This window comes from Opitutia bacterium, from assembly GCA_016217545.1.
Classification (GTDB): domain Bacteria; phylum Verrucomicrobiota; class Verrucomicrobiia; order Opitutales; family Opitutaceae; genus Didemnitutus.
In genome coordinates this window covers 168100-195098 of the sequence record JACRHT010000017.1, presented here as the reverse complement: position 1 = coordinate 195098, position 26999 = coordinate 168100, and the positions used below count along the sequence as shown (strand labels likewise).

The following is a 26999-nucleotide window of genomic DNA, read 5'->3' as shown; positions in this document are numbered from 1 at the left end:
GCGTATGACCGTTCTCGATATCGATCTCGACGCGTTCGTCCAACCTGCGGTGGCCAACCGACGTGAAGGAGATCCACGCCCCGACGACGGTGACCACACGGTCTCGTCTGTGGGCGAGGTTTCCGAATATCTTCATAAGTGGCACGTGACGCCAAAGACGCCGTTGCTACGCTGTGAACTTCACGACGGAGTGCTTGCCCCCGTCGCGGCGTTGATTGGAAACGGAGTTCTTAGCCCGCCGCTGCGATGGGTGCATGTCGACGCGCACGATGATCTCTACGGGCACTACTCGCGAAAGACGACGTCAGCGAATTTCATGTATGAAGTGATTCGCAGAAAATGGCCCTCGGAAATCGTGTGGGCCTATCCGCCCAATCACGATCAAGGTCCGCCAGGCTACGTCTTCGATTGGCGCACCCGCGAAATTTGCTTCGAAGATTACCGTGCGCCGTTTCGGGCTGTTCCGCTTGCGGAACTGACACTCCCGGACGCTCCCGCCTTTGCGTTTCTGTGTCGCTCTCCGTCATTCTCGCCGCCGAAAGCAGACGCTCTGTTTGACTATATCGTGTCCTGTTTTGCCGTCGCGGAAGTTTCTTGAGGACCGGTAACGGCCACTTGCGCACGATTCGAAAACTGGTGTGCTGCCAACTCGGCAGTTTGCTGCATCAAAATCCGCAAGTGCGGTATCGTCCGGTTGGCTTTCATTGCTTCGGCGTCGGTCGCAGGCAGCGTTCGAGTAAGGTGCTCCAGGAACTCGACGACGCGAGGGATTCCTCGGGTCGTCCAGTCGGCGATTTGCCAACCGATTTGGTTCAGAGGGATTTCGTGATAGGTGAGGTGCATCACGCGCTTGTTGACGGCCCGGCTCTCCTCTTCGGAGAGAAACGGTCCGGCGCTGACGAAACCGTAAAAATCTTCCGCGACGACATCATCAGCGCGATGTTTCCCGTCACGTTTGCGAAAGAACTCGTTCAAGCAGCGGAAACTGAGCAGCGAAGTTTCGATGGACGCATTGCTCATCAGAGTGAGCAGTTCGTAGCCATCTTCGTTGCCTGGCTGAAGCACGGGACGAAATTTTGTGATCCAGATCATCAGGGTGAAGCACTGGCACGCCCGTGTGTGGAGGCGGTCGAGTGCGAGATTCTGTTCGGCGATCGTCGGCATCACCGGAGAGTTAGGCGGGCGCTCCGCGGCGCGCTAGGTGTTTCATCTTCCGATGAAACGATTGATCGGAGCTTGCCGGCGGTCGAGCACGACCGCCGGCCGATGCTTCACCCGAGCAAGTCCCACGCCTCCTGATACCGTCCCAGCGCCTTCCGCAGCGCGCGGTGCTTGGCATCATCCACCCGGTCCAGCTTCCAGTTCATCAGCTCCCGCTCCGCCAACCGGATCGCCGTTCGCAACGCCTCCCGCACCTTCCGGTTGATCCGCTCCGGCCGGTCGGAGTTCAGCCGCTCGCACAGGGCGTCGATTTCCTGCTCCTCCAGCGCCCGGATCAATCCGCCCGCCGTCGCAATCTCCGCGATCGCCGGGAACACGCCGGTCGCCAACGCCGCCTGGTAATGCCGCAGCGCCGCCAGCACCGTCGCGTGCTCCCGCTCGTCCATTCCGTAGTGAATCGTATTCATGGTTCGTCGCGCGCGAGCGCGTTCGCCGGTCGGACGACGTGTCCGTGTCTCAGGCTCGCTCCCGCGCCACGTCACCGCCGGAGGCGGGCGAAGGAGGACGACCTTGACGGGCGTGGCACGCTGGGAGCGCCGAGGAGGGCAAGGTTACCCGAGCCGGCGCACCAACTCCCGACCTGGCAGCGCCAAGCACTCATCTGCAATGACGGTCCATCCGTCGACCAAGAGTTGGTCAATGAATGCTACGTCGTCGTCACCGAAATAGACGCCGGCTCCGTAGACCGGATTAGTGAGCCAAAGCACCCCAGGCTTCCGTCCCATCTTGGCCATTGCAGGTTTCAGCCAAAATCCCTCAGCACTTCGGCGCAGGAATATCTTTTGAGTGGCGATGCCAAACCGGTCGGCGGCGTGGAACAGGGAAAAATAGGCCGGGCACACGGCCACGATGCGCTGCCGGGCGCGGCTACGGAGCCAATTCAGCACACAAAGGATCGAAGTAGTCGTGGAGGGCGTGAAGACGCCAAAGCTGTTTTGGGTCGACGCCCCAAACTTGGCGATCACAGCCTCGGTTTCGGCGACTTGGTAGGAAAACCGATACGCAATGGCGCTGCTCAGGGAAGGCAGGTCCAGATGTGGTAGCATTGCGGTTTCGAATTCCTCCGTGGGATCCCAATGCGAGATGTTGAATGGGGCGACGCCGTATTCGCGTGCGTAAGCCTCCTCGATGTTCTCCAATAGTTCGATGCACTCGATCTCGGGCAGTGCACTACCGGCAGGGGAAGAACGCTTGGTTCGGCGCATACTGATTGCAGGATAATCCTTAGTTATCCTGCCTTTCTGGGGCCGCTGGCCCGAAAGAGACGGCGTGGATGCCGCAATTGAAGGCATTCCCGTTGCGCGCGGTCACTGACCTGCGCGTAGATCGTCGTGGTGGCGATGGAACTGTGTCCGAGGAGGCGCTGAATGTGACGAAGGTCCACGCCTTCCTCGAGCAACTGCGTCGCGAGTGTATGCCGGAACATATGCGGCGTCACGCGCCCGCAGCCGCTGGTGGCGGCGGCCTGGCGCACGACTGTCCGGATCGACTGTTCGCTGAGGCGGCGCCCGGCCCGGTTCAGGAAAAGAAAAGGCAGCTCAGAATCGATCCGCTCCCGAAGATCGAGCCAGATTTGGAGGGCTCGGCGCAGCTCAGGGCTGACGATTGGAACCGTCCGTTCGCGACTGCCTTTTCCGTCTACCAAGATGGTGTCGTCGGATAGGTTCACTGCCGTGAGCGTCAGGCGCGAAATTTCCGATACCCGCATGCCGGTGCAGAAAAGCAGCTCAATTAGCGCGGCGTTCCGCTTCTGCCGCGCGATCGTTTTTCGCCGGTTACTCGACGCCGGACGATACGCCGTCGCGATCAGTTGCTTAATCCCTGCTTTCGAGACGGTGGGGGGTAAGGGCCGCCCCAGCTTGACGCCGCTGCGAAGATCCTGCGCCGGATCGATCGCAATGACATTCTCGCCGGCTAAATACCGGAAAAACGATTTTACGGAGGCTAGCTTGCGTCGCACTGTCCGTGGTTTGCTGTCCGCATAGGTGCGGAGAAATTCGCGCAACGTATCGCGCTTAACGGCATTCAGATCAGCTGCGGCGACGAACGCACGCAGCGCGTGAAGGTCGAGCCGATAGGCTTTTAGCGTGTGGAAGCTGAATTTTCGCTCTTCGGCGCAATACGTGAGGTAACCCTGAATAGCTTGGTCGAAACGAGTCATCCAGCCACTTCATCCGTCGAAGGAACGGGAGTCGAATCGCTCTCGCGACTCGGCTTCAGGTAGCTGTTATTCGAGTGCCGACCTAGAGCGCGCAGGGCTGGCGACCAGAGCCGAAAAGGGCCGCCGCCAACCTGCAAATCCACACGCGTTTTGCCACTATCGGGTGAGGTTTGCGGCGGACACGGCGTGTATCGCTAACCTCATCCCGACGGCCTTGGATCGATCAGATGTCGTCCGGGGGCGTCCCGGGTTGTGACATGTCGCTGGTTCACGCGCGTGCGTTCTTGCGCTTCGAGCGTTCACGGAGATAGCGAGTTCGTCTTTCGCGTTGGGCTTGTTTTTTCCACCATTCGTATTGCGTTCCCGAGCAATGATTCAGCTTTTCAAGCACGCGTCGGAACGTTCGATAGGAACAGGTGGGGAATCCTCCTGCCGCCTTGCAGGTTTCCCACATTTCCCGCGACGAGTAGCAGATGGAAGGATGCCGAAAGAGGCGATCGAATTGGTATTCCAGCCAGCGCACGCAGCGCCCCCTCATGCAATTCTGGGTTGGCCTATGGCGGCGCCCAGATCGGCGGAATGCTCCCGAGGGCCGGTCAGTAAAATTATTCCACCAATTCCGGAATGTCCGTTCGCTCATTTGAGTTCTTGTTCGGAACTCCTTCATGCCGACAAGGCGCGAGTGCTGAGCGATCGATTTCGCCTCGGCCAGGGTCAATTGATTTGCTTCGAGTATCTTTGCGAATCCGGCGCGCATCCGCTCCCACAGCTCAAAACGAGCGATTTCGGAAGGGTTGTCTGACGGACCTGGCGAACAGCGCTTAGTGCGAGGCATTTCGGAAATAGATTACTGTCCAACATTTGACGATGTAAACACGTTTTCATTGGAGAAAATGCCATTCTGCATGGAGGCGTCGGCGGCCCATAATTATGGGCATGACCATATCGAAGTCTCCGGAAGCCTTGCGGAAGGCCAAAAGTCGCGAACTAGCGAAAGTTCAGTTCGGCACTGTCACCTACACGTTCGAACTCACGGAACGGGAACAGATGTCAGTGAAGCGCCACTTACTGGCGAAATTTGGCCACGATGGCTCGATCACATCTCGGAAAGCACGCCTGGCGAAGCAAACTGAGCAAGGCGTAGTGCAGGCGGAGCTGTTCGGTTTGGAAAGCAACCAAGGTATTACGAATGTGCCATCCGTCGCCCGATGAACACGAAAACACATCGGCGGCATCTGCGGTTACCCGCCTCCACAGACGCGGCCATTCTGGAATACGCCGACTCTCATCACAAATCGGTAACTTGGGCCGTCATTCAAGCGATTGATCTTCTCACGGAGGACGGACGGAAGCCCGCGACTCCGTCGACCATGTCGCAGGTATCGGCGGATATTGCGCGTATGCTGCAGGTTTCCGTCTTCGTCGCGAATTCCGTGCGGGAATTGAAGGCGGAACTGCTGCGGCAAGGTGACGTTCGTTTGGCGCTCGGTGAAGCCGCGAAGCTGACCGACCTGATGCACCAGCTCGACAAGACGGAAGCCACGCTGACCAGTTTGCGGCGGCAACTTGCGCTTCACCTGGCGGCGATGCCGGCGGCCAAACACACGGTTCGCACGAATCGGCGCCGAGCAAACGAGCGTGCAACTGAGGAGGCACTGCGATGATTGAGAAGTCGCTTCCCCAAACCTCTGCTGAGTATCCCGGACAGAACGTTGCAGGCAAGGGTTCGCTGCGTGACATGTCGCCCGAATTTTTGGCCGGCGATCAGCAGGAAATCAAAGACGTGGTGCTCTCCCTTGGAAGCCGCAAATGTCGGGCTGTGCAGTTCGTCCAGCGGTTCTCGGAACCGTTATCGGTTGTAGGGCTGCACAGGATTTATTCGATCGCGAACCATCGCCTTAAACTTCGTTTGGGTGCGTTGCCATCGACTCGGATTGCCCGCATGATTGTGTTGCATCCAGACGGTCCGGATACCCACACGGTGGGCATCCCATTAGATCTGCTGACTGGACGGACTGTCGAGATCCTGCCGAAGCGGAAAGAACTAATCGAACTGCTCGAGGCAGATTGCCGCCTCATCAATCTCGAGCACGGCTTCTCGTGTGGCAGAGATTTTTTTCGACGCAGGCTTACGCAAGAGCCGCGCGGTCGTGGCATCAGCGACGATGCGCGTGCCGCGTTGCTAGCGATAGATGGAGAGCTCGGAGAGCTGACCCGGCAAGGCGTTCTTCGAAGTCGTTGTGAGCTACTGGACGCCCTCCGTGAGGCACCAGGTGTGCGACATGTCACAGCGTTCTACCGCAAAGTGAAAGGCTTCTATGGCATCGCAGAAAACGAATGTAGTTTCGAGTTCCTCGGTGGAAAATACTCCTCCGACTTCCCCTGGAGCACAGCCGCTTGGCTCGGTGACAAGCCGGCTTCATGCCGCGACATTGGCGCTGCTGCAGCAGAGCTTGCCGAATTGCGTCCACGCGTGGCTGCGCTCGCCGGAAGGTGGGCAGCCGTTGGTCCGCGAGTGTTTGGAGGTGACATCGTCGGCCTCCCTCCAGGCTTTTCGCGAGGAGTTCGCGAGACGTATGAACGGCTTGGAGGAGCGCCTCGCGAGCGCGCCTTCTGGCACGAAATCACCGGACACGGTTTCGGTGAGCCGTGGCCGCTCGTGGCGGATTATCAAAGGGACGGCGGTCGTGGTCCTTGTCGTTCTCCTGATGTCCAATCTGACAATCCAAATTCAGGAACGAGCGCAGATCAGGCGAAGCCAAACGCAGATAGAAGAATTGGAAGCGGAACGGCGGCATCTAATCCAGTGCCTTCGAAAGCTGAAACAGCAGAAGCAGAAGGCCGCGATGGAGCTTCGGGACTCGGTTTGGGCTCAACGGATCGTGTCGTTGCGCGATCCGGAGGGTCGCCTCTGGGTGCAAATGAAGCCCGGCACGCAGCAGGGGACGATCGACGTGCGCGGGACGACCACAGTATGGATTCTTCCGGTGGAAGTGCCACTTGGGCCCAGCAACACTCCACAGAAATAGACTATGAGCACGCCAGAAAACTCGCAATCCTTGCCGAACGGCGCGGACGCCTCCTCGAAAATTTGCGAAGCGTTGCAGCAGGAATTCGCCGCCTTGCGCAAGGAGTCTCAAATTCTCTCCGAGCAATGCTTGGCGCTGCAGACGCTCTGCATATCGCTGTCGAAGCAGGTCAGCAGGGAGCGCAGCGATCGTTTGGTGTCAGAAAAAACGCAGCAGCGAATGATCGAGGAGGCTTTGATCTTAGTCCAGAACCTATGCGTCGACGCGAAACGGGAGAACATGGAGGTGCGGTTCGGTGCGTAGCAGTTTAGCACCGCGCCTTTGATCAGTTGTTCGCATTCTTTGACAGTATAGATTTTCGGACGCGAAGGTGAATATTCAGGCTCCGCGACAGCCTTCACAGGGTTTACTCCGACCCACGTGCCGTTGACGTTTTTCTTCCCGCGAGCGAACTCAAACAGAGCGTGGAGCGAGTCCCAGCGGTGGAGCTTGGCGACATTTCCGAAGGGACACGTGCGAATATGTTCATCCACCATCGCCGGGGTAATCGCCGCGATGGATTGGGAACCGTAGTTCGTCGCAAACTCCTCCAAGTAGGTTTTGTGAGACTTGTATGTGCGAGGTGATTTGTTTGCACGCGTGGCGAGAAACCGACTGACTGCCTCAGACACGGTCGGAGGAATCGCCTGATCAGGGTTGTAATTATCGGCGAACCACTGCACCGCCTTCAAAATCGAACTCGCCGACTCAATTTCTTCCGGGACGTAGTAACCGGCGTCGCGAAGGCGGGTGAACGCCAGTTCGGCGAACTCGATCTGCGCTTTGGTGAGTTGCGTGACTTGAGTGGTGAGCCCGGCGTCGGCTTGCACGGTGCGCTTCTTAATCGCGGCGATCAACGCGTCAGCCTCTTCTGCGGTCGGCACGTTCTTGCGTTGTCTCACACCGTTTTCGAGCCACTCGACGCGGCAGCTAAAGGAGCAAATTTTTCCGTCGGGGCCACGGTTGGGATGCCACCTCCAGCGAGGTTCGCCTCTTGGAAATTTCGGATTCTTGGGGCGTTTCATGGTCGAATTGTGGCCACAATTTGGCCACATTGTAAAAATCCGCCACCCGTTTCGCGTGTTATTTGTGAGTTATTAGTTTCATAACTCACTAATCACCAAGTGGCGGAAGGGGAGGGATTCGAACCCCCGGAGGCTTTCGCCTCAGCGGTTTTCAAGACCGCCGCAATAGACCACTCTGCCACCCTTCCGTGGGAGCGAGGAAATCGCTGGCAGCGTTGGCGGAATTTCCGCAGTGTCCAGCCCGCAACTCGCCGACGGGGCCACGCGGCGTCCTTCATCGCCATGGCTCCCCTCCATTCGTCCGTTGCGGAAATGCAAGGCCTCTACGGGCCTTTTACCATGCACGAGCGCGTCGTGCAAAAAATCTGGCTGCAGCAGGATTTCGCGGCCGCGCGCGCGAAACTCGTCGACGGTCGCGCGCTCGATATCGTTTTTCCCGGCCGCTGGAATTTGCTCGGCGGGCCGGATTTTCGAACCGCCCAACTGCGCATCGACGGCCACGAAATCGTCGGAGACGTGGAAGTGCATTTCCACGCGCGTGACTGGCGCGCGCATGGACACGCGGAGAACGCGGCGTATGCGGAGGTGGTTCTGCATGTGCTCTTGTTCCCGCCCGAATCCGGCGAGCCGCCGCAGCGGCGGGCGGACGGGACCGGGATTCCGGCGCTGGTGTTGCTGCCGCTGCTGCATCGCGACCTCGAGGAATACGCCGCGGACGACGCGCTCGAGGCGTTGACGGCGCGGGACGAGTGGCGGCGGCTGGAGGAGCTGGCGAATCTGCCGCCCGACGTGCTGCGCGCGCGCCTCGCGGAGCTCGCGCACCAGCGCTGGAATGCGAAGGTCGCGACGGCGCGTCAGCGGATCGCGCGACTCGGTTTCGATGCCGCTGCGCATCACACCGCGCTCGAGATTCTCGGCTACCGGCACAATCGCGTCCCGATGCTCGCGACGGCGGAGCGTTGGGGTATCGACGACTGGCGCGCCGGGGAAGATGATCGCGTCGTGGCGGCGTTGGCGTCGGTGCACGGTTGGCAAACGCACGGAGTGCGCCCGGCAAATCACCCGCGCACGCGGCTCGCGCAATATCGGGAGTGGGTGGCGCGCGTGCCGGACTGGCCGCGACGACTCGCGGAGTGGGGCGGGGCGTTGCCGGTGCTCGCCTTTGGTCCGGACGTGACGACGGCGCATGCGCGCCGCGCGGGGGTGTTTCGCGTGTTGCACGAGCAACTCAGCCGCGACGTCATGGCGGACGCGGTGAGCGGGCCGCGCTTCGACACGTTGGTCTGCGATGGATTTTTGCCGCTCCTCGCCGCGAGCGATGAGCGTCCGGGCTTGGACGAATTCTGGTTTCACTGGTTCGCGGGCGATCTGCCGGACGCGGTTCGCCGTGGGCTCAAACGGCTGGCCGTGACGGGCACTCGCGATTGGCCGCTCTCCCATGGAGCGGCGCAAGGGTTGCTGGGGTGGTTGATCGATCGGGAATATCGCGCGTAAGTGCCTGTCAGCTCGCTACAGGCGGCGCGCTTGACAACGCGCGCTCGCGGCGGCTACCTTGCGCGCTCACTCAAGTTCACTTTCCACAAGTGGGCGGGCCTACGGGTCCCGCCTTTTTTTTCCCACCACACCAACATCATGAGCAGCGAAATCCTGTCCGTCCTCGAATACATGGAGAAGGAGAAAGGCATTCCCCGTGCCGATATGATCTCCGCCATTGTGAACGCCATTAAAACGGCGGCGCTGAAGGGCGTGAATTCGGGCCAGGAGCTCAAGATCGAGATCAATCCCAAGGACGGAAAGCTGAAGGCGTGGGCGATCATGAAGGTGACGGATTCCGTTTCGGATCCGAAGACGCAGATCCATATCGAGAAGGCCCAGGTGTTCAAAGCCGGCGCCCTGGTCGGCGACACGATCGAAAAGGAAATCGATCCCTCTTACCTCGGCCGCATCGCGGCGCAGACCGCGCGTCAGGCGATCATGCAGCGTCTCCGCCAATTCGAGAAGGAGCGCATCTACGACGACTTCAAGGATTCCGTCGGCGACATCGTCAGCGGCACCGTGCGCCGTCGCGAACGCAACGATCTCTACATCGATCTGGGCAAGGCCGAGGCCATCATGCCCGGCAAGGAACAGGTCCCCGGCGAGGAATACGCCCCGGGCGAGCGCATCCGCTGCTTCCTGCTCGAGATTGAGAACTCCAGCCGCGGCCCCGAGGTCATCCTCAGCCGTGCGACGCCGAAATTTGTCCGCCGTCTTTTCGAGCTCGAAGTCACCGAGATCGCCGATGGCACCGTGAAGATCGAGGCGTTCGCCCGCGAGCCGGGTTACCGCACGAAGATCGCCGTCACCAGCACCGACCCGAAAGTCGACCCGGTCGGCGCCTGTGTCGGCGCCCGCGGCGCCCGCGTGAAGAGCATCGTTCGCGAGCTCGGCGGCGAGAAGATCGACATCATCCCGTATCACGCCGATCCGAAGGAAATGCTCGTCGAGGCCCTCAAGCCCGCCGTGCCGCGCGAAACGATTCTCGACGAGAAGAACAAGCGCATGCTCGTGCGCGTTGCGAACGAGGACCTCGCCGTCGCCATCGGCCGCAAGGGCCAGAACGCGCGCCTCACCTCGCGCCTCGTGGGCTGGCGGCTCGACATCGAGGAGTGGAAGGCCACCGCCTCCGATCCGCGTGCGCAGGCCATCAACGCGCTCGTCGGCGCGTTCGGTTTCGACAATTCCATCGCCGAGCGCCTCGTCGCCAACGGCATCAATTCCCCCGCCGCCTTCGAGGGCGTCGAGGCGAGCGACTTGGCCGGCATGGGCTTTACCGACGAAGAAGCGCAAGGCGTCATCGCCAAGGTTTCCGGGGCCCAAGCCTGATTTTCATCCACGCCACGCAACGTTACTCTCTTACTGACATACTGACTTAATGAGCGCCCGCATTCACGAGATCGCCAAGCAATACGGAGTTGAGCCCAAGGAGATGCTTTCCTGGCTCAAGGAGCAGGCCTTCGTCTCGGCGGACACCAAGTCGGTTTCCAGCACCGTCAGCAAAATCTACTACGACGAGATCGAGAAGAAGTGGGGCGGTCACAAAGCCGCCGCCGAGGCCGCTCCCGCCGCTCCGGCGGAAGTCGCTGCGCCTGCTCCCGATGCTCCGGGCCACGTGAAGCTGCCTGCCGGCGTCTTCGTGAAGTCCGCACAGGACGTCGTGCGCGAAAAGGAGGAAGCCGCCAAAGCCGCTGCCGCCGCCAAGGCCGCCGCCGCTGCTGCCGCGAATCCGCCCGCGCCGGTTGCGCCCGTGCCGGCTCCCGCCGCTCCGGTGGCCCCCGCGGCGCCCGCGCCCAAGGCTCCGCCCGCGGTGGTCGCGCCGCCGACTTTCAAGGCCGCGCCGACTCCGCCGCCGATCGCTCCGCGTCCTTACACGCCGCCCGCGCACTTCTCCGCTCCCAAGCCCGCGCCCGCCCCGGCGCCTGTTGCTCCGGCTCCTGTCGCGCCTGCTCCGGTCGCTCCGGCCCCGATTGCGAAAGCCGCGCCGCTGCCGCCGCCTGCGCCAGTTGCGAAAGCTCCGAGCATGCCGCCGCCCCCGCCGGCTCCCGCCGCGCGTCCCGGCTCCTCGCCGACGCAGCCGCCTCCGCCGCCGACTTACAAGGCTCCGCCCGCTCCGCCGTCAACGCCGGCCGTCTCCTCCGTCACTGTGACCGAGGAGGGCGGCGTGAAGATCATCCATCTCAAGCCGCCGATCGTCGTTCGCGACTTCGCCGTCGCGCTCGGCCTCAAGCCTTTCAAGCTGATCTCCGAGCTCATGGAGATGAGCATCTTCGCGTCGATGAACCAGTCGATCGACGAAGCGGTGGCCAACAAGCTCGCCGAAAAACACGGCTTCCTCCTCGACATCAAGCACCGCGGCGAACAGCAGCCCGTCAGCCCGGCCGTTAAGAAGGAAGAGGAGAAAAAGTCGCGCGAAGAAAAGGCGCGTGAAGAGGACGTCAAGAATCTCGCGCCGCGTCCGCCAGTCGTGGTCATCATGGGCCACGTCGACCACGGCAAGACCTCGCTGCTCGACGCCATCCGCAAGGCCAACGTCGCCGCCGGCGAGTTCGGCGGTATCACGCAGCACATCGGCGCCTACCAGATCGAGCACAACGGCAAGAAGATCACCTTCCTCGACACGCCCGGCCACGCGGCCTTCTCGGCCATGCGCGCTCGCGGCGCCAACGTCACCGACATCGCGGTGCTCGTCGTTGCGGCGGATGACGGCTTCATGCCGCAGACCGACGAGGCGCTGAAGCACGCCCAGAACGCCAAGGTTTCCCTCATGGTCGCCGTCAACAAGATGGACATGAAGGGCGCGAACCTCGACCGCGTGAAGGGCCAGATGCAGGAGCGCAACATCGCGCCCGAAGACTGGGGCGGCGACATCATCACCGTGCCCGTCGCGGCGATCAAGAATCAGGGCATCACCGAGCTGCTCGACTACATCCTCCTCCAAACTGAAGTTCTCGATCTCAAGGCGAACCCGAAGGCGGAAGCCAGCGGCGTCATCATCGAGTCCGAAGTCGAAGTCGGCCGCGGCCCCGTTGCCACCGTCATCGTCCAGCGCGGCACCCTCCGCATCGGCGACGCCATCGTGTGCGGCCCGCATTGGTGCAAGGTCCGCGCGATGTTCGACGACGCCGGCGCCAACGTGAAGGAAGCCCCGCCGTCCGCGCCCGTGCGCGTCATCGGCTGGTCCGGCACGCCGGATTCCGGCACGAAGTTCACCGCGGTGAAGAACGCCCGCGAAGCTGAGAAGATGGCCGAGGACGCGGAGCACCTCCTGAAGAAGGAAGCCGTTACCGCCGCCGCCGTCCCGAAGGACACGTCGCTCGACGCCCTCTTCGCCAACATCGCTGCGACGCAGGAAAAGGTGCTCAAGGTCGTCCTCAAATCGGACGTCTACGGCTCCGTCGAAGCGGTCCGCAACGTCCTCGAAGGCATCAAGAGCGCCAAGGTGAAGCTCGACATCGTCGCTTCCGACGTGGGCATCGTCACCAAGAACGACGTGCTCATGGCCAGCGCCGCCAAGGCCGTCATCATCGGTTTCAACACCAAGCAGGAGAACGGCGTCACGCCGCTCGCCAAGCACCACGGCGTCACCATCGAGCACTTCAACATCATCTACGAACTCGGCGACCGGGTGAAGGAGATGATGGCCGACCTGCTCGAGCCCGACCTCAAGGAGAACAAGCTCGGCGTCGCCGAGGTTCGCCAGGTGTTCCCCATCTCGCACGGCTTCGTCGCCGGCTGCCTCGTCACCGAGGGCAAGATCAACCGCAACATCTCCGCCCGCGTCCGCCGCGGCAAGGAGTCGGTCTTCGAAGGCAAGGTCGGCACGCTCCGTCGTTTCAAGGACGACGCGAACGAAGTCCGCGCCGGTCTCGAGTGCGGTATCCGCCTCGACGGCTACGACGGCTACCAGCCCGGCGACAAGATCGAGTGCTTCGAAATCCAGAAGGTGCGCGCGTCGCTCTGAGCGCACGCCGCACATTTCTCGGCTCTCGGTCCCATCCCGCCAGCCTGCCATGAGCAACCGACTTCTCCGCGTCAACGAGCTGCTCCAGCGCGAGGTCAGCGCCTACCTGCGCAAGCGCTACACGAGCGAAGCCACGCGCCTGACCATCTCCGGCGCTGACGTCACCGGCGACCTCCGCGAAGCGAAAATCTATTACTCGGTCGTCGGCTCCGATCCGGACGAGATCGCCAAGATGGGCCGCTGGCTCCGCTCGAAGGTCACCGAAATCCGCGGCATCGTCGCGAAAAACGTCGTGATGCGCCACGTGCCGACGCTGACGTTCCACCACGATGCTTCCGGCGAACGTGCCGTGCGCATCGAGACGCTCCTCGACGAGATCGACAAACAAGGGAAGAAACCGGAATGAGCCACTATCCCGAGTTTCAGGCGTCGTTCACCGCGTTCCTCGCCTCGTTGCAGGGCCAGCGCGTGGCGGTCATCGGTCACCAGCGCCCCGACGGCGACTGCATCGGCTCCCAGGTCGCTCTGACCCGCGCCCTTCGCGCGCGCGGCATCGACGCCATCGCGATCAATCCCGATCCCGTCCCGCGCCGCATCAAGTTCCTGCTCGGCGACACGCCGTTTTTCCAGCGCGACCACATCGAGCACGACGGCCGCCTCGCGGTCTTCACCGACTGCGCCGATCACAACCGCGCCGGCGACAAGACCCGCGCGCTCTACGCGGAGGCCTTCGGCTGCTTCGACCACCATCTTTCCAACGTCGGCTTCGCGCGCCACAACTTCGTCGACACGAAGAGCGCCGCCACGGCCGAGGTGCTCGCGGGCCTCTTCCTCGATGCGGGCGTGCCGATCGACGCCGTGTCCGCTCAGGCGCTCTACACCGGCATCATGACCGACACCGGCCAGTTCCGCTTCGCCTCGACTTCGAAGCGCGTGTTCACGCTCGCCGGCGAACTGCTCGCGCGCGGCGCGAATCCCGCCCAGGCCGGGCAGGAACTCTATGAGCGCGAGTCGCTCGGGAAGCTGAAGCTCCTCCAACACTTCATCGGTTCGCTGAAACTCGAGTGCGGCGGCCGCGTGTGCATCGGCGTGTTGCCGCAAGGCATTTTCGAGCAGACCGGCGCCAGCGTCGAAGACACCGAAGGTCTCGTGGACTACGCGCGCTCGCTCGACGGAGTCGCCATCGGCGCGTTGATCGAAGAGCGTCCGGGCGTCATGAAAGCCAGCCTGCGCGCGCAGGACGCAATCTACCGCATGGATTCCATTGCGGCGAAATTCAACGGCGGCGGCCACGCCAGCGCGGCCGGCCTGAATTTCCCCGACACGCTTTCCTCGTTCTATCCGAAACTCGTCGCTGCGTTCGCGCAGCGCCTGCAGGAAGTCGACGCCCTCAAGAAATGAGCATCCGTCCTCCCAAAGAAGTCGAGGGCGTGCTGCTCGTCGACAAGCCCACCGGCATGACGTCCCACGACGTCGTCTACCGCCTCCGCCGGAAATTCCAGATCCAGCGCATCGGCCACGCCGGCACGCTCGACCCGCTCGCGACCGGCCTGCTTGTCATGCTGGTCGGCAAGGCCACGAAGATTTCCCAATACCTCATTAGCGAGGACAAGGTTTACGAGGGCGAGATCACGCTCGGCGCCAAAACCAACACGCTCGACGCCGAGGGCGAAGTGATGGAGACGCGCCCCGTGCCGCCGCTCACTGAGGAGCAGGTGCTGGAGGCGATGAAGGGTTTTCTTGGCGACCAATACCAGACGCCCCCGATGTTCTCCGCCGTGAAGATCGGCGGCGTGCCGCTCTACAAGAAGGCGCGCGAAGGCGAGGAAGTGGAGCGCGAGCCGCGTTTCATCCGCGTCGCGGCGTTCGACCTGCTCGGTTTCACCTCGCCCAAGATCGCCTTCCGCCTCGCTTGCACGAAAGGCACCTACGTCCGCGTGATCGCGGGCGATCTCGGCGAGAAGATCGGCTGCGGCGCGCACCTCTCCGGCTTGCGCCGCACGGGCAGCGGCAAGTTCACGATCGCGCAGTGCACGCCGCTGGCGGAGATCGAGACGATGGAGATGGCCGAACTCGAGAAGCGCCTCATTCCGATCCACGAGGCCGCGCCGCGCATCGCCTACACGTGAACGCGCCGCGGCAGTTCGACTCGCTCGAGCGGGTGACGCTGCCCGCCGGGCCGGTTCATCTCGCCATCGGCATGTTCGACGGCGTGCACCTCGGGCACCAATCGGTGATCGAAGTCGCCGTGCACTCCGCTCATCGCAGCCGCGGACTCGCGGGCGTGCTCACCTTCTGGCCGCACCCGAGCGCAGTCCTGCGCCCCGAGAAGCCCACGCCGCTGATCCTCGCGCCCGAGATCAAGCGCGCGCAGCTCGGCCGACTCGGCTTGGATTTCCTGGTCGAACATCCGTTCTCGCTCGAGTTCGCGGCGACCACGGCGAGCGGTTTCGTGACCTTGCTCAAACGCGCTTTTCCGGGGCTCGAGGCTGTTTACGTCGGCGAGAACTTCCGCTTCGGCCGCGGCCGCGAAGGCGACACGGCGACGTTGATCGCCGCGGCGCGTGAGGCGGGCTTCGCCGTCTACAGCGCGCCGCGCCTCAACCACAACGGCGCCCCGATCAGCAGCAGTCGCATCCGAGAGCTGATCGCCAGTGGCGAGATCGAGGAGGCGAACGCGTTGCTCGGTTACTCCTACTTCGCCGACGGCATCGTCACGGAGGGCAAGCGACTCGGCCGCACCTTGGGCTTTCCGACGCTGAACCTCGCGTGGCAACCCGGCCTCGCCCCGCGCTATGGCGTCTATCTCGTCACCGTCTGCGGCGCGGATGGGAGGATGCAACCCGGGGTGGCGAACTACGGCCTGAGACCGACGGTGGAAGCCGGCGCGACGGCCCCGCGTTTGGAAGTGCATGTGTTGGCTCCGACGTCGCTGACTTATGGCGACCGCGTGACGGTGCGCTGGCTGCGCTTCTTGCGGCCGGAGAAGAAGTTTTCCGGGGTCGACGAGCTGCGGAAGCAGATTGAAACCGATCGTCAGGCGGCCTTGGCGGCGCTCCTTGAATTTTCTGCCGAAGAAACTCCAAACGGCGCTTGACTAGGGTGGGGCCGATTCTACTTTTCGGCCTCTTTCGTCCCTCACGGGGTGGTAGCTCAGCTGGTTAGAGCGTCTGCCTGTCACGCAGAAGGCCGCGGGTTCGAGTCCCGTCCATCCCGCCAATTTAGGCCCCGATTTCCTCGGGGCCTTTTTCTTGCGCGGAACTCAGCCTTTATCGGCGGCGATCAACTGGCGGAATGCTCCACCGTCGCGCTGGCTCAAGGCCTCCCAGGAACCCGTCTCGACGATCGATCCGCGGTCGAGCACGACGATGTTGTCGGCCATCCGCACCGTGGAAAGGCGGTGGGCGATCAGGAGGAGCGTGAGCTCGCCGGCGAGTTTCTCGATCGCGTCCTGCACGAGGCGCTCGTTGTGGGTGTCGAGTGCGCTGGTGGCTTCGTCGAGCACGAGCAACGTCGGCCGGCGCAGGAGCGCGCGGGCGAGCGCGATGCGCTGGCGCTCGCCGCCGGACAAGCGCAGGCCGCGGTCGCCGACGAGGGTGTCGAGCCCCTGCGGGAGCCGCTGCACGAATTCTTCCGCGGCGGCGGCGCACAGGGCCGCGCGCAGATCCGCCTCCGACGCCGAGGGCTGCGCCCAAAGGAGATTTTGCCGGACCGTGTCGTGAAACAGGAACGTCTCCTGCGGCACGTAGGCGATCGATTGCCGCCAGTCGTGAAGGCGCGGGCCGGCGAGGGAATGTCCGTCGATCAGGATTCGGCCCCGCGTCGGCACGAGCAGGCCGAGTGCGAGATCGGCGAGCGTGCTTTTTCCAGCGCCGGAAGGTCCGCAGAGCGCCGTGACGCGGCGCGCGGGCATGACGAGATTGATGTCGTGCAGCGCGACCTTCGCGTCGCCGGCGGAGGGCGCATAGGAGAACGACAGGTTTTCGATGCGCAGCTCGTGCTGCAGCGCGAGGCGCTCGGTCACCGCGGGAGGCGGCGGCTCGGCGGCGGTTTCCAAATCCGAGCGGAGCCGCTCGGTGATGGCGAAAGGGGCCAATGACAACGTGAGCTGGTGCCACGTGTCCTGCAGCGAGTTGGCGTAGGCGAGGAGCCGCGAGAATGCGAACGCCAGCACGATCAGCCGCGCCGGTTCGACTTGGCCGATCGTGACGGCGAACCAAACGAACGCGCCGATCGCGACCACGGCGCCGAGTTCGAGCCAGATGCGCGTGAATGCGTTGAAGCGGTAGAGGCGCAGCGTATGCGCCACGATGGCCGCGGTCGCTTGCTGGAATTTCCGGAGATGCAGCTCCTCGCGCCCCTGGCTCTTGGCGATTTTGATGCCGGCGAGGTGTTCGTTGACCGTGTGCGTCAGTTCGGCGCGGGCGCCGAAGCCGAGCTTGCCTTGTTCAAAGGCCGCCCGGCGCAGGCGGCGCAGTCCGAGCGCGAAGACGGCACCCGAGGCGAGCGCCATCGCGGTCATCGAAGGGGAGAGCGCGAACGCCACGCCGATTTGCGCGAGGGCCATCAAGCCGTTGCCCAGCAGATTCAGCATTTGCTGGCCGGCCCCGCCGGCGGACGGAATTTCGTGCACCAGCGCGTGGCTGATGTCCGAACTGCGTTGGCGGGCGACGAACAGCCAGTTCGCCTGCACCAGCGCGCGGTAGAGGCGGTTGCGCAAGTAGTCCGTGTAGCCGGTCTGGATGTTGAGCCCGACGAAGCCCGAGTAGGCGCGCAGCAGCGCTTGGGCGACCTTGAGCGCCACGAAAACCGCAATCAATACCGCCAACGTCCGCGGCAGGCCGAGCCAGTCGAGCGCATGCAGCGGCACGGCGGCCCAGCCGCTCAGCGGTTGGATTTCGCCCAAGCCGACACTGTGCAGCAGCGGCAGAAGCAGCAACAGACCCGCGGCCTCACCGCCGCCGATGAGCACGATCAGCGCCAGCGCGCCCCACAGACGTCCGCGCGCGTAGCCCGCGAACGACTGCCAGAATGCGCGGAACAGTTCAAAGGAGCGAGGGTGCGGGGCGGAGTCGGACACAGGGCAACGGACGACGATGGGCCGAGTGTGCGTTCGCGGTCGGGCGAGTCACCTGAAATCTCCGTCCGCCGTCCGGTGCGTCGGCGGTGCGCGGCGCGCCTCAGTAGAGACCGTTACGATAGTGTTCCGTCCACGAGAACAGGGCGCGATGCTCCTCCGCCATGCGCGCGTAGTCGGCGTCGGAGAGTCGCAGGAAGGGCACGCGGCCGTGATTCTTGTAGTCCTTGAACCACGGTTGTTGAAACACGGTGTAGAGGAGCGGGCGGACCAGCTCGGAGCGATTCGCGAGCCCCTGGTGCTTGAGCCGATAGTCCATCAGCAGGCACGAACCGACGGGAATAATCGGATCCACGAAGGGCGCGCTGGTGACATCGCGATCCACATCGAGGTGCGTGCCCGGAAACAGCCGCGTGGTGCCGGTGGAGGCGTTGAACTCGACCAGCGGCACGAAGAAGTTCACCGCGTGGGCCGGGGCGAGACGATTGATGGCTTTGTTGAACAGCGGCGGACCGTCGAAATGGACATGCTGATCCTGCGCCCCGGGCAACGAGGTCACCGCGCCGAACGCGCCGATGATCATTTCCGGTCCCACGACGGCGCGCAGCACCGGGAGCGCGAACGGATTGGCGAAGAAGTCCGGCGAGCCGAACGGTCCGGAGAGTTCGAGCGCCGCCATGAAGCGCCGGTTACCGACTCGCCCGGAGATTTCAGGCCGTTCAGCGCGTTGGAGTGGCGGGTTGCGGGCCAACACCTCCTCGCGCATCGCCGCGATGTGCTCCGGAGCAAGGACGTCGCGCAGCATGACGCAGCCGTGCGTTCGCAGCGCGCGCGAAGCTTCCGCCAGATTTTCCGCGGAGAGCGCGCGAGCGGTTTGTTCGGCGGGAGTGATTGCGACGGAGATCAGCATCTCGCTCCATCCAGCCAAAACTCAGGGGATGCGCCAGAGATAAATCTGGGCCATCCGCGCGGGTGATGTGCGCACCAATGCGGTTTTTTCCGGCGGCCAATCCGGGAAGAAATAATCGTGCGACACGACGCGCGTGCCCGGTCGCGCGTGCCGCAACAGCCGCTCGCGCACCGGTGCATAAAGTGCCGGCAGCAAATACAGGCAGATCACGCTCGCGCCGTTGACGTCGGCGGCAAAGAGATCGGCGCAGAGAAAGCGCGCTCGCGCGCCGAGCCCGGCTTGCTCCGCTTGCTCTTGCGCGCGGGCGATCAGCGCCGGATCGCGGTCAATGCCGCACGCGCAGGCGCCAAAGTCCCGCGCCGCCGCGAGCACGACGCGCCCGTCGCCCGAGCCGAGATCCATCACCGTGTCGGCGGCGGTGGTTTCGGCGAGAGCCAGCATGCGCTCCACCACGATTTCCGGCGTCGGCACGAACGGGGGGATAGGCAACGCGCCGCCCGCTCCGGCGGGGAGCGGAGCCGAGGTTTCCGTTGGCGCGGGCAATCCGAGGATGCGACGGCTGTGGTTCAGTGCTCCCGCGACCGCCGGCGCGGCCGTGGCGGACCCCACGACCGCATGAGCGAGATAGACCGTTTGCCAGGCGCGGAGCAGATCGAAACGCAGGGGCGGCGAGTGATCGTGCGCAAGAAAGTGCAACCATTCCTCATCGGGCAGCCGGGGCAGCACGCGGCCGGCGATCGAGGGACCGCGCACGGACTGCGGTGCTGCCGCCGTCGCAACCAGTTTCACCGGCGTGTGGCCGAGCGCCGCCACTTCGAAGCTCCGATTCACCTCGCGGTGTCCGGCGATGGCGAGCGCGGCGCGCGCTTGCGGCAAGTCGCCTTCCCGGACGAGCAGTTGAATCGCCTCCGTGGTTTCCGCGAGCGGCCGGTCCGGGGCGAAGCATTGAGTGAACATCCAGTCATCGGCCACGGCCCACGCGACGCCGTGTTGCTGCAGCACGTCGCCGAGGTGGGCGATTTCGCTGGCGCGGGCGAGAGCTTGCAGATGAGCGACCGCGCGAAGTTCGTCGAGCGAGGTGCGAATCTCGGCGGGACAGGCGAGGCGCAATTGTCCGCCGGCGAGTCCGTGGGCGAGGAAGAGCAGCCCGCGGTGGACGCGGGCGAGCCAGAGCAATCGAGTCCAGTCTGGCGCGACGATTCCCGGTTCCGACGTATCCGTCGCCGAGATCTCGGGCGGTAAGCACGCGCGGGCCGCAGCGCGGAGCCAGAGCATTTCCGGGAAGTTCGACGACATGGGAAGGTGGCGCGGCCCACGGCGCAGACGACGGACGGGCATGGACCGGAGGCGCTCAGTCCATGGGGTCTTCGGCCGCGCTTCAATCCCATTGCCGCCGGGCAACGCGAGCGGCGATGCGGGTGTGCAGGCGATTCCGCTATCGCCTGACGCGGACGGAGCGTCAGTCTGGCTCCGTGCTTTCCCCGTTTTTCGTGGCCGCAGTGGATTCAGGCGCGTTGAGCGTGCTGCATTTCGTCGGTGCAGCCGTGGGCATGCTGCTGGTGTGGGCAACCGTGGCGCGGCGCGATCTTTGGCCGTTTTCGCATTATCCGATGTTCGCGGAGAAACTCGATGCGGGGTCGGTGCGGTTTTTCCGGCTGCAAGTGCGGCTACCCGATGGACGTGTGGTGGGCGCGAGCGGAGTCGCGGATGCGTTGGTCGATCCATTCCACCGCGAGTGCGAGCGGCTGTGGGCGAGCGCGGGGCAACCGTCCGCGGAGTTGCTGGATGAGCTGATGTTCCGCGGCTGGCGCGAGGCGTGCCGGCTCGAACCGGCGCTCGCCGGGGCGGAGAAGGTGGCGATCGTGATGCGTGTCGCGCGCACGCTCCCCGGCGACAAGGTCGTCGTGGGGGAGAAGATTGTGCATGAATCAGCGCCGGTTGGGCGCGCGGTGGGCGCATGAACGCGACGGCGAACCTCGATTTTTTCCGGGCGGTTTACGCGGGCTCAATCGCCTTCGCCGTCGCGGTGCAGTTTCCGGCGCACTGGCGTTGGGTGCGGGAGCGGGGTGAGCGACGGGAGCTGCCGCGCTTGCTCAGTTGGATGCCGATGCCGCGACTCGGCGCCGGGAGTTTTGCTAGCGTTGCGGGGGTCTTTGTGACGTGCCTGGCGCTGGCGGCCTCCGGCGTGGCGGTGGTGCCGGCGCTCGTCGCGGCCGGGGTCGCGGCGTTGGTGTATTTTGCACAGGTGATCGAGTTGCCGGCGGTGCGACGGAAGCCGAATACCGTGCCCGTGATCCTGGCGTTGCTCGGCGCGGCGGCGTTGTTGCCCGCCGGAGCCGCCGACGCGCGGGCGTGGCTCTGTCCACTGATGATCAAGCTGCTGCTGGCGCAGATCTATTTTTCGTCGGCCTTGGTGAAGCTCAGTCGCGGCGGCGCGGAATGGATGCGCGGCACGACGTTTCGCATGGCGCTGCTGCGTTATCGGCTGCGCGACGGCAATCGCTTGGCCGAGTGGCTGGCGCGGCGGCCGGTGATGTGTCGCGCGGCGGCGACGTTCGTGCTGCTGTTCGAGCTGCTGTTCTGGCTGGTGATTCCGTTTCCCGTGCTGGCGTGGGTTTTCGTGCCGGCGGGCGTGGCGTTCCACGTCGGAACGGCGGTGCTGATGCGGATCCACTACTGGATTTATCTCGGTCCGGCCTACTTGATCTTCTGCGTGAGTTGAGCGGCGGCACCAAGCGGCGCGGCGGAAATTTGCGGTGGCGTTGCCAGTGCAGGTCGGAACAATTCGCGCTGTTCATGGAATCGCCGTATCACTATCGGGCTTTCGGCCTCAACGTCCTCTCGGACTTTGAAGTTCCATTCTGGGGGCCAGGCTCGGCGCCCTGGGATGCGCGTATCGTGCGCGGGATCGTGCCGGCGGAGCCACCCGCGGGCGAGGACCTGTGGCACGGAGTTTTTCGCGGCGGTGTGGGCAGAGGATGGTTTAATTTTCCGGGCGTGATGCGGGTCATCGTGGAAGCGGGAGAACGCATCGTCGTCGAGCCGGCGCCCGACGCGAATCCGGCTTGGCTTACGAACGCGCTGGCTGGAACGGTGTCGTCGGCGTTGCTCTATCAGCGCGGCGGACTTTGTCTGCACGCGAGCGCGGTGAGCTGGCAAGGACGCGCCTACCTTGTCATGGGGCCATCGGGCGCGGGGAAATCGACCACGGCGTCGGCGCTGCTGGCTCGCGGCTGCGAATTCATCTCGGACGACATCACGGTCGTGACTGCGGGCGCAAACGGCGAGTTCTTCGCGACGGCGAGTTTTCCGGCGATGCGCTTGCGGGAAGACTCGCATGATGAGCTGGGCGACGAACTGGACGCGACGCGCGTCTTCGATGCGTCCGACGACAAGTTTCGGTTGAACTACGGTGGTGCCGTGGCGACGCGGCCAGTGCCGATCGCGCGCATCTGTTTCCTCGAGCGCGACGAGACCCTGCGCCTCCCACGCCGGACCCCGCTGACCGGCCACGAGCGCGTGAGCGCATTGCAGCGGAGTTTCTTCCGGCGGCGCATGGCGAAGATCGTGACCGATCCGGTGCGGCTGGCGACCGTGAGCATCGCACTCGCGCAGGCGGTCGATGTCGTGCGTCTGTCGCGCCCGGTGGACGGCTTCGCGTTGGACGAGCTTTGCCAGCTGGTGCTGGAGTGAGCGGCGTCAGGCCGGAGGCGCGGCCTGCTTGGCGCCGCCGGCATTTTGGCGGAATTTCCAATCGAGCACGTGTCCGAGCATGCGGATTTCCGGCGGGAAAGTGAGGAAGCCGGAGAAGGTGCAGATCAGGTGGCCGATCAGGCCGAGGCGCTCCGCGAACGGCGGCACGGTTTCCGGTGCGAAGACCGGCGAGCCTGCCGCCACGGCGTCGGCGCGGATGAATTGCGCCGCGACACTGCAGCGCGGATTGCCGCCGCGGTCGCTCGCGCGGCTGCCCCAGTGCAGCACGGACTGGTTCCACGCGAGCAGGCTGCCGGCGGTGGCGGGCAGGGCGCGGATGTTTTGCAGCGCATCGCCGGGGATTTCGAAGCGATGGTCGGACGGCACCACCGGAGCGTCGCCCGGCCGCATGCCGGGATCGAGGTGCGCCGGCAAAAGATACATGCAGCCGTTGAGCGGCGTGGTGTCGGTCAGCGGCAGCCAGACCGTCAGGCGGCGAGGGGAGCCGTCGGCGTTGCAGGAGACGCCGGTGTAGTCGCGGTGCGGCACCCAGCCGGCGGCGTCGTTGGACGGCGGCACGAACCACGCCCAGAAATCCGCCCGCACGCGATAATCGGCGCCGAGCACGTGGGCGAGAAACGGCTGCAAGCGCTGAAAAACTCGCCACGCCTCGTCGTAGACGAAAATGAACGCGACGGGGATGTTGCGGGCGTGCAGCGCGGCCAGCGCGTCGCGCAGCGGCGCGAGTTCGGCGTCGGGCAGAATACCGGGAAGATTGATGTAGCCTTCGACGCGGAGCAGCTCGACGCAGCGGTCGAGTTCGGCGCGATCGATGGCCACGCTCGGTGGCGGCGTCGCGGTTTCCACGGAGAGGGCGGGACACAGGCCGCGCCAAAAGGCGACGTCGCTCGCTTCGGTCGGCGTAAGTAGCTTTGCGTTGGGCGCGGGCATCGTTTCTCGTGGACGCCGGATGCTCCACCCAAGCGCAGACGCCAACAAGTCCATTCTCGCGGAAACGAGCGCAGTGGGCGGCGTGGTTCGGCGCTACCGCATCTACGGCCAGACGATCGCGTCACGGCGCGAACTGCCGGGATTGCCGCGTGTGGACGACATGGCGGAGCCGGTCGACGTCACACTGCATTGGGAAAAGGTGCCGGAGCAGTTGGCGGAGGCGAAGATGGAGGGTGCGTGTTTTCAGGCGGCGCCCGGCGAGTTTCTCATCTGGCGCGAGGGCGTGGCGCGGTTTCACGTGCGCGGAGGCAACGCGATCGCGATCGAGGCGGACGCGGGGGCGAGCGCGGAGAAATTCGTGGCGCTGCTGCTCTCGGCGCCGTGGGCGGCGCGATCGTTGCTGGCGGGATTGCTGCCGTTGCATGCGAGCGCGGTGGCAATGCGCGAGGGCGCCGTGGTTTTTCTTGGTGGAGCGAGCGCGGGCAAATCGGAGATCGCAGCGGCGAGTCACGCGCGAGGCTTCGGTGTGCTGGCGGACGATCTCACGGTGCTGCGCGTCGACGCCGGCCGCGCGATGGTCGCGCCGGGTTTGCCGCGCGTGCAGCGGTGGCCGGCGACGAACGGCGAGGCGCGTGGCGTGCTCGATTGCTCGGCGCACGCGCCGACGTCGGCGGTGCCGTTGGCGGCGATCTACGTGCTCGATCGCGGCGCAGCGCGGGCGCCGGCTCGTCTTGCGGGGCCGGAGGCAATCGCGGCGTTGGTCGATGGCGTGTATCGGCCGGCGTTCGTGCGCGGGCTGGGCCTCGAGCGGCAGGTGCTGGCTCAGGCTGCCGCGTTGGCTAAGTCCGCGCGGGTGCGGCGCCTCGTGGTGCCGGACGGCGGTGATCCGCGCGATCTCGTCGCGCGCGTGGTGGAGGACCTCGCTTCATGAGCGGAATCACGTGGCTGGCGAGTTATCCGAAGTCGGGCAACACGTGGTTGCGCGTCTTCCTCGCGAACTTACGGGCGGGTGGGGCGGTCGAGGCGGACATCAACGCCCTTGGCACGCTGCAGCTGTCGGCGCGCGAGGTGGTCGATCGGCAGCTCGGTTGGGAATCGTCGGAATTCTCGGCGGAGGAACTCGAGGCGTTGCGTGGGCCGGTGCAGCGCGCGCTGGCGCGTTCGACGACGGAGTTGCCGCCGATCAAGACACACGAGGTCTTCGCGTTGCCGTCGGGCGGGCGGCCGCGGTTTTGCGCGGAGGCGACGCGGGCGGCGATCTACATCGTGCGCAACCCGCTCGATGTGGTGGTTTCGCTCAGTCACCATTGGGGCGTCGATCTCGAGCGGGCGATCGCCGTGCTGAACGACGCGGAGGCGCGGCTTGCGTCGGGGCCGCCTGAGTGGCTGCTGCCACAGGTGTTGGCGGACTGGAGCACGCATGTCGCGAGTTGGGCGGGCGCCACCGCGGTGCCGGTCACGGTGCTGCGTTACGAGGACATGCTGGAGCGACCGGTGGAGACGTTCGGACGCGCGGCGCGCGCGGCCGGGATCGAGGCCTCGGCGGAGGCGATCGAGCGGGCGATCGGGCACTCGCGGTTCGAGAATCTGCAAAAGCAGGAAGCGACGAAGGGTTTTCAGGAGCGCGCGGCGGCGCGGAGTTTCTTTCGCGAAGGCCGCAGCGGTGCGTGGCGCGGTAAACTCGGGGCTCGCCAAGTGGCGGCGATTATCGCACGTCACGAGTCGACAATGCGTCGATTCGGTTACCTCGAAAATCTCCATGACCTCCCATCCTGAAGTGTTCGATCGTCGCGGCTATACCGTCCTGCGCGGCGTGTTGCCGGCGGGGCAGCTGGCGATGTTGCAGGCCTACGCCACGCACTATGCCAAGGAAGGCAATGTGATCACGGATCGCCTGGTGCCGGGCACGCCGGCGGGCTACGCGCATCCGTGCATGGAGCGGGTGCTGTTGCAGCTGGTGCCGACGATCGAAGCAGGGTCGGGGCGCAAAGTGTTCCCGACTTATTCCTATTTTCGCGTTTACCGTCGCGGCGACGTGCTGCCGCCGCACAAGGATCGGCCGTCGTGCGAAATCAGTTTCTCGCTGTGTCTCGGCTACACCGGTGCGACCGACTGGCCGTTGCGGCTGCAGACGGTGGACGGTCCGGAGGCCGCCTCGCTGGCGCCGGGCGACGGCGTGCTCTACAAGGGCATCGAGATGACGCACTGGCGCGAGCCGTTCGAGGGCGAGTCGGCGGTGCAGGTTTTCCTGCATTACGTGGATCAAAACGGTCCGTGCACCGAGTGGCGTTTCGACAAGCGCGAGGGGCTGCGTCTGCGCGCCTGAAGGGGAGATTCATTTTTATGAACCGAATCGGGGAATACTGGAATACGCTCGGCCAACGGCTGGAGGCGGCCACCGCGGGCATGGATACGATCGAGGATTTTTCCGGCATTGCGACCGAGGCTCTGACGGCGCTCCCGGCGCCTCGCATGACGGCGGCGGAGATCGCCGAGTGGGTGATCGAGGAAGGCAAGGTGCCGCCGCAGGTGAATTACTATTCGAGCTTCGGCGACCCGCCGCTGGTCGTCTACTCGACGCCGAAATTCTATATCGAGGCGCTGTTCTGGTTCCCGAGTTCGACGGCGATCCACGGTCACGCGTTCACGGGCGCGTTCGTCGTGCTCGATGGTTTTTCGATCGAGACGCGCTACCTCTTCCACTCGGAGCGGGAGATCGAGGACGGCGTGCTGCAGGGGCGGCTCGTGCCGCGCGAAGTCGAGTTCATCGGCCCGGGCAAGGTCTGTTCGATCCTCGGGGCGGACAGTTACGTGCATGCGGTCGCCCATATGGGCAATCCCTCGATCACGCTGGTCGTGCGGACCTACGGCAGCCGCGTGCACCGGCAATATCGTTATCACCGTTGCGGCCTGGCGACCTGTTCGAACTTGAACAAGAACGAGATTCCGCGGCAGGCGGCGGTGTTGCTGGCGGTGCGTCGTGCGGCGCCGGCGGATTTTCTGCCGACGCTCGAGCGTTTCCTGCGCCACGCCAATGTGCACACGTTCTACGGCGTGTTGGAGGTGCTGATGCGTTCGCTGCCGGCGCCGATGTATCGCGACGAACTGCTGCCGTTCGTCGAGGCGCGATTCGGCGAGACGCGGGGGGAAGTGCTGGCGGGAATCCGCGAAATCCTCCGCGGGAAAGCCCTGTGGGCCGGGGCGCGCAACATGCCCGGCGCACACGGCGAACTGCAGGTCGCGCTGGCCGAATTTCTGCCCGATCCCGTCGAACGCGACGCGGTGCTGCGCTCGAGCTACGGAGAGAACTATCATCAGCTTCCAGCGAAATGGCGTGAAATGGTCGTCGCTTCGGTGAAGGGAACGGCCTGACCCGACGAGCGCTGTTCCGGA

28 protein-coding genes and 2 tRNA genes are annotated in these 26999 nt (G+C 64.4%); 19 read left to right on the top strand and 11 right to left on the bottom strand.

The window, feature by feature from the left end; all coding sequences use genetic code 11:
- The first annotated feature begins 4 nt into the window (after window positions 1-4).
- Window positions 5-598 carry a hypothetical protein gene (locus HZA32_16805; protein ID MBI5425737.1) on the top strand — a complete coding sequence of 198 codons (594 nt, stop codon included), beginning with the start codon at window positions 5-7 and terminating at the stop codon, window positions 596-598.
- Here HZA32_16805 and HZA32_16800 read toward each other — a convergent pair.
- From HZA32_16800 to HZA32_16780, 5 genes are all read right to left on the bottom strand, one after another.
- Window positions 559-1164, bottom strand: a complete 606-nt coding sequence (locus HZA32_16800) for a hypothetical protein (GenBank protein ID MBI5425736.1) — start codon at window positions 1162-1164, stop codon at window positions 559-561. The genes HZA32_16805 and HZA32_16800 overlap by 40 nt on opposite strands.
- A 107-nt stretch (window positions 1165-1271) precedes the next feature.
- Window positions 1272-1628 (bottom strand): hypothetical protein, encoded by a 357-nt coding sequence (locus tag HZA32_16795; protein ID MBI5425735.1) that lies wholly within the window; start codon window positions 1626-1628, stop codon window positions 1272-1274.
- Between the two features lie 144 nt (window positions 1629-1772).
- Window positions 1773-2426 (bottom strand): hypothetical protein, encoded by a 654-nt coding sequence (locus tag HZA32_16790; GenBank protein MBI5425734.1) that lies wholly within the window; start codon window positions 2424-2426, stop codon window positions 1773-1775.
- A gap of 23 nt (window positions 2427-2449) precedes the next feature.
- A complete protein-coding gene (locus HZA32_16785; protein ID MBI5425733.1) occupies window positions 2450-3382 on the bottom strand; it encodes a tyrosine-type recombinase/integrase in 933 nt (310 codons plus the stop codon).
- 268 nt (window positions 3383-3650) lie between these two features.
- Window positions 3651-4217, bottom strand: coding sequence for a hypothetical protein (locus HZA32_16780; protein MBI5425732.1), 567 nt, complete (start codon window positions 4215-4217; stop codon window positions 3651-3653).
- A 101-nt stretch (window positions 4218-4318) separates the two neighbouring features.
- Between HZA32_16780 and HZA32_16775 the strand changes: the two genes are divergently transcribed.
- The 3 genes from HZA32_16775 (at window position 4319) to HZA32_16765 (ending at window position 6411) form a co-directional block, all read left to right on the top strand.
- Entirely contained in the window at window positions 4319-4594 is a 276-nt protein-coding gene (locus HZA32_16775; protein MBI5425731.1) for a hypothetical protein, read from the top strand.
- A complete protein-coding gene (locus HZA32_16770) occupies window positions 4591-5046 on the top strand; it encodes a hypothetical protein (protein ID MBI5425730.1) in 456 nt (151 codons plus the stop codon). The genes HZA32_16775 and HZA32_16770 overlap by 4 nt, the downstream gene beginning before the upstream one ends.
- Window positions 5047-5700: 654 nt before the next feature.
- Complete coding sequence (locus HZA32_16765; GenBank protein ID MBI5425729.1) at window positions 5701-6411, top strand: hypothetical protein; 711 nt, start codon at window positions 5701-5703, stop codon at window positions 6409-6411.
- 107 nt (window positions 6412-6518) lie between these two features.
- On the opposite strand, the gene HZA32_16760 is transcribed toward HZA32_16765, so the two are convergent.
- Both HZA32_16760 and HZA32_16755 read right to left on the bottom strand, forming a co-directional pair.
- Window positions 6519-7475: a hypothetical protein gene (locus HZA32_16760; GenBank protein ID MBI5425728.1), complete on the bottom strand. Its 957-nt coding sequence runs from the start codon at window positions 7473-7475 to the stop codon at window positions 6519-6521.
- A gap of 100 nt (window positions 7476-7575) precedes the next feature.
- A tRNA-Ser gene (locus tag HZA32_16755) sits at window positions 7576-7663 on the bottom strand.
- 94 nt (window positions 7664-7757) lie between these two features.
- Here HZA32_16755 and HZA32_16750 point away from each other — a divergent pair.
- The 8 genes from HZA32_16750 to HZA32_16715 all read left to right on the top strand — a co-directional run bounded on the left by HZA32_16750 (window position 7758) and on the right by HZA32_16715 (window position 16194).
- Window positions 7758-8969, top strand: coding sequence for a DUF2851 family protein (locus HZA32_16750; GenBank protein ID MBI5425727.1), 1212 nt, complete (start codon window positions 7758-7760; stop codon window positions 8967-8969).
- A gap of 138 nt (window positions 8970-9107) precedes the next feature.
- The gene (nusA, locus tag HZA32_16745; protein ID MBI5425726.1) at window positions 9108-10340 is read left to right on the top strand and encodes a transcription termination/antitermination protein NusA; all 1233 of its coding nucleotides are present in this window, start codon (window positions 9108-9110) and stop codon (window positions 10338-10340) included.
- Between the two features lie 49 nt (window positions 10341-10389).
- Window positions 10390-12975: a translation initiation factor IF-2 gene (gene infB / locus HZA32_16740; GenBank protein MBI5425725.1), complete on the top strand. Its 2586-nt coding sequence runs from the start codon at window positions 10390-10392 to the stop codon at window positions 12973-12975.
- A gap of 49 nt (window positions 12976-13024) precedes the next feature.
- Window positions 13025-13381: a ribosome-binding factor A gene (locus HZA32_16735; protein ID MBI5425724.1), complete on the top strand. Its 357-nt coding sequence runs from the start codon at window positions 13025-13027 to the stop codon at window positions 13379-13381.
- Window positions 13378-14376, top strand: coding sequence for a bifunctional oligoribonuclease/PAP phosphatase NrnA (locus tag HZA32_16730; GenBank protein MBI5425723.1), 999 nt, complete (start codon window positions 13378-13380; stop codon window positions 14374-14376). The genes HZA32_16735 and HZA32_16730 overlap by 4 nt, the downstream gene beginning before the upstream one ends.
- Complete coding sequence (gene truB, locus HZA32_16725) at window positions 14373-15104, top strand: tRNA pseudouridine(55) synthase TruB (GenBank protein ID MBI5425722.1); 732 nt, start codon at window positions 14373-14375, stop codon at window positions 15102-15104. The genes HZA32_16730 and truB overlap by 4 nt, the downstream gene beginning before the upstream one ends.
- Window positions 15105-15175: 71 nt before the next feature.
- Entirely contained in the window at window positions 15176-16072 is an 897-nt protein-coding gene (gene ribF, locus HZA32_16720) for a riboflavin biosynthesis protein RibF (protein MBI5425721.1), read from the top strand.
- 45 nt (window positions 16073-16117) lie between these two features.
- Window positions 16118-16194: transfer RNA gene (locus HZA32_16715), tRNA-Asp, on the top strand.
- A gap of 43 nt (window positions 16195-16237) precedes the next feature.
- Here the strand turns inward: HZA32_16715 and HZA32_16710 are convergent.
- The 3 genes from HZA32_16710 to HZA32_16700 all read right to left on the bottom strand — a co-directional run bounded on the left by HZA32_16710 (window position 16238) and on the right by HZA32_16700 (window position 20258).
- Entirely contained in the window at window positions 16238-18055 is a 1818-nt protein-coding gene (locus HZA32_16710) for an ABC transporter ATP-binding protein (GenBank protein ID MBI5425720.1), read from the bottom strand.
- A 100-nt stretch (window positions 18056-18155) separates the two neighbouring features.
- Window positions 18156-18962, bottom strand: a complete 807-nt coding sequence (locus tag HZA32_16705; GenBank protein MBI5425719.1) for a phytanoyl-CoA dioxygenase family protein — start codon at window positions 18960-18962, stop codon at window positions 18156-18158.
- 21 nt (window positions 18963-18983) lie between these two features.
- On the bottom strand, window positions 18984-20258 hold the full coding sequence (locus HZA32_16700; protein MBI5425718.1) for a methyltransferase domain-containing protein: 1275 nt from the start codon (window positions 20256-20258) through the stop codon (window positions 18984-18986).
- Window positions 20259-20452: 194 nt separating this feature from the next.
- Here HZA32_16700 and HZA32_16695 point away from each other — a divergent pair, with 194 nt between their 5' ends.
- The 3 genes from HZA32_16695 (at window position 20453) to HZA32_16685 (ending at window position 22655) form a co-directional block, all read left to right on the top strand.
- Window positions 20453-20923 carry a hypothetical protein gene (locus tag HZA32_16695; protein MBI5425717.1) on the top strand — a complete coding sequence of 157 codons (471 nt, stop codon included), beginning with the start codon at window positions 20453-20455 and terminating at the stop codon, window positions 20921-20923.
- On the top strand, window positions 20920-21684 hold the full coding sequence (locus tag HZA32_16690) for a hypothetical protein (protein ID MBI5425716.1): 765 nt from the start codon (window positions 20920-20922) through the stop codon (window positions 21682-21684). The genes HZA32_16695 and HZA32_16690 overlap by 4 nt, the downstream gene beginning before the upstream one ends.
- 74 nt (window positions 21685-21758) lie before the next feature.
- Window positions 21759-22655, top strand: coding sequence for a hypothetical protein (locus tag HZA32_16685; protein MBI5425715.1), 897 nt, complete (start codon window positions 21759-21761; stop codon window positions 22653-22655).
- A 6-nt stretch (window positions 22656-22661) separates the two neighbouring features.
- Here the strand turns inward: HZA32_16685 and HZA32_16680 are convergent, their stop codons facing one another.
- Entirely contained in the window at window positions 22662-23606 is a 945-nt protein-coding gene (locus tag HZA32_16680) for a phytanoyl-CoA dioxygenase family protein (GenBank protein ID MBI5425714.1), read from the bottom strand.
- Between the two features lie 19 nt (window positions 23607-23625).
- On the opposite strand from HZA32_16680, the gene HZA32_16675 reads away from it, so the two are divergent.
- From HZA32_16675 to HZA32_16660, 4 genes are read left to right on the top strand one after another with little or no spacing between them, the layout of a single operon-like run.
- Window positions 23626-24537 carry a hypothetical protein gene (locus HZA32_16675; protein MBI5425713.1) on the top strand — a complete coding sequence of 304 codons (912 nt, stop codon included), beginning with the start codon at window positions 23626-23628 and terminating at the stop codon, window positions 24535-24537.
- Window positions 24534-25382, top strand: coding sequence for a sulfotransferase domain-containing protein (locus HZA32_16670; GenBank protein MBI5425712.1), 849 nt, complete (start codon window positions 24534-24536; stop codon window positions 25380-25382). The genes HZA32_16675 and HZA32_16670 overlap by 4 nt, the downstream gene beginning before the upstream one ends.
- Complete coding sequence (locus HZA32_16665) at window positions 25366-25932, top strand: hypothetical protein (protein MBI5425711.1); 567 nt, start codon at window positions 25366-25368, stop codon at window positions 25930-25932. The genes HZA32_16670 and HZA32_16665 overlap by 17 nt, the downstream gene beginning before the upstream one ends.
- A 17-nt stretch (window positions 25933-25949) precedes the next feature.
- Window positions 25950-26978, top strand: a complete 1029-nt coding sequence (locus tag HZA32_16660) for a hypothetical protein (protein ID MBI5425710.1) — start codon at window positions 25950-25952, stop codon at window positions 26976-26978.
- Window positions 26979-26999: the final 21 nt, after the last annotated feature.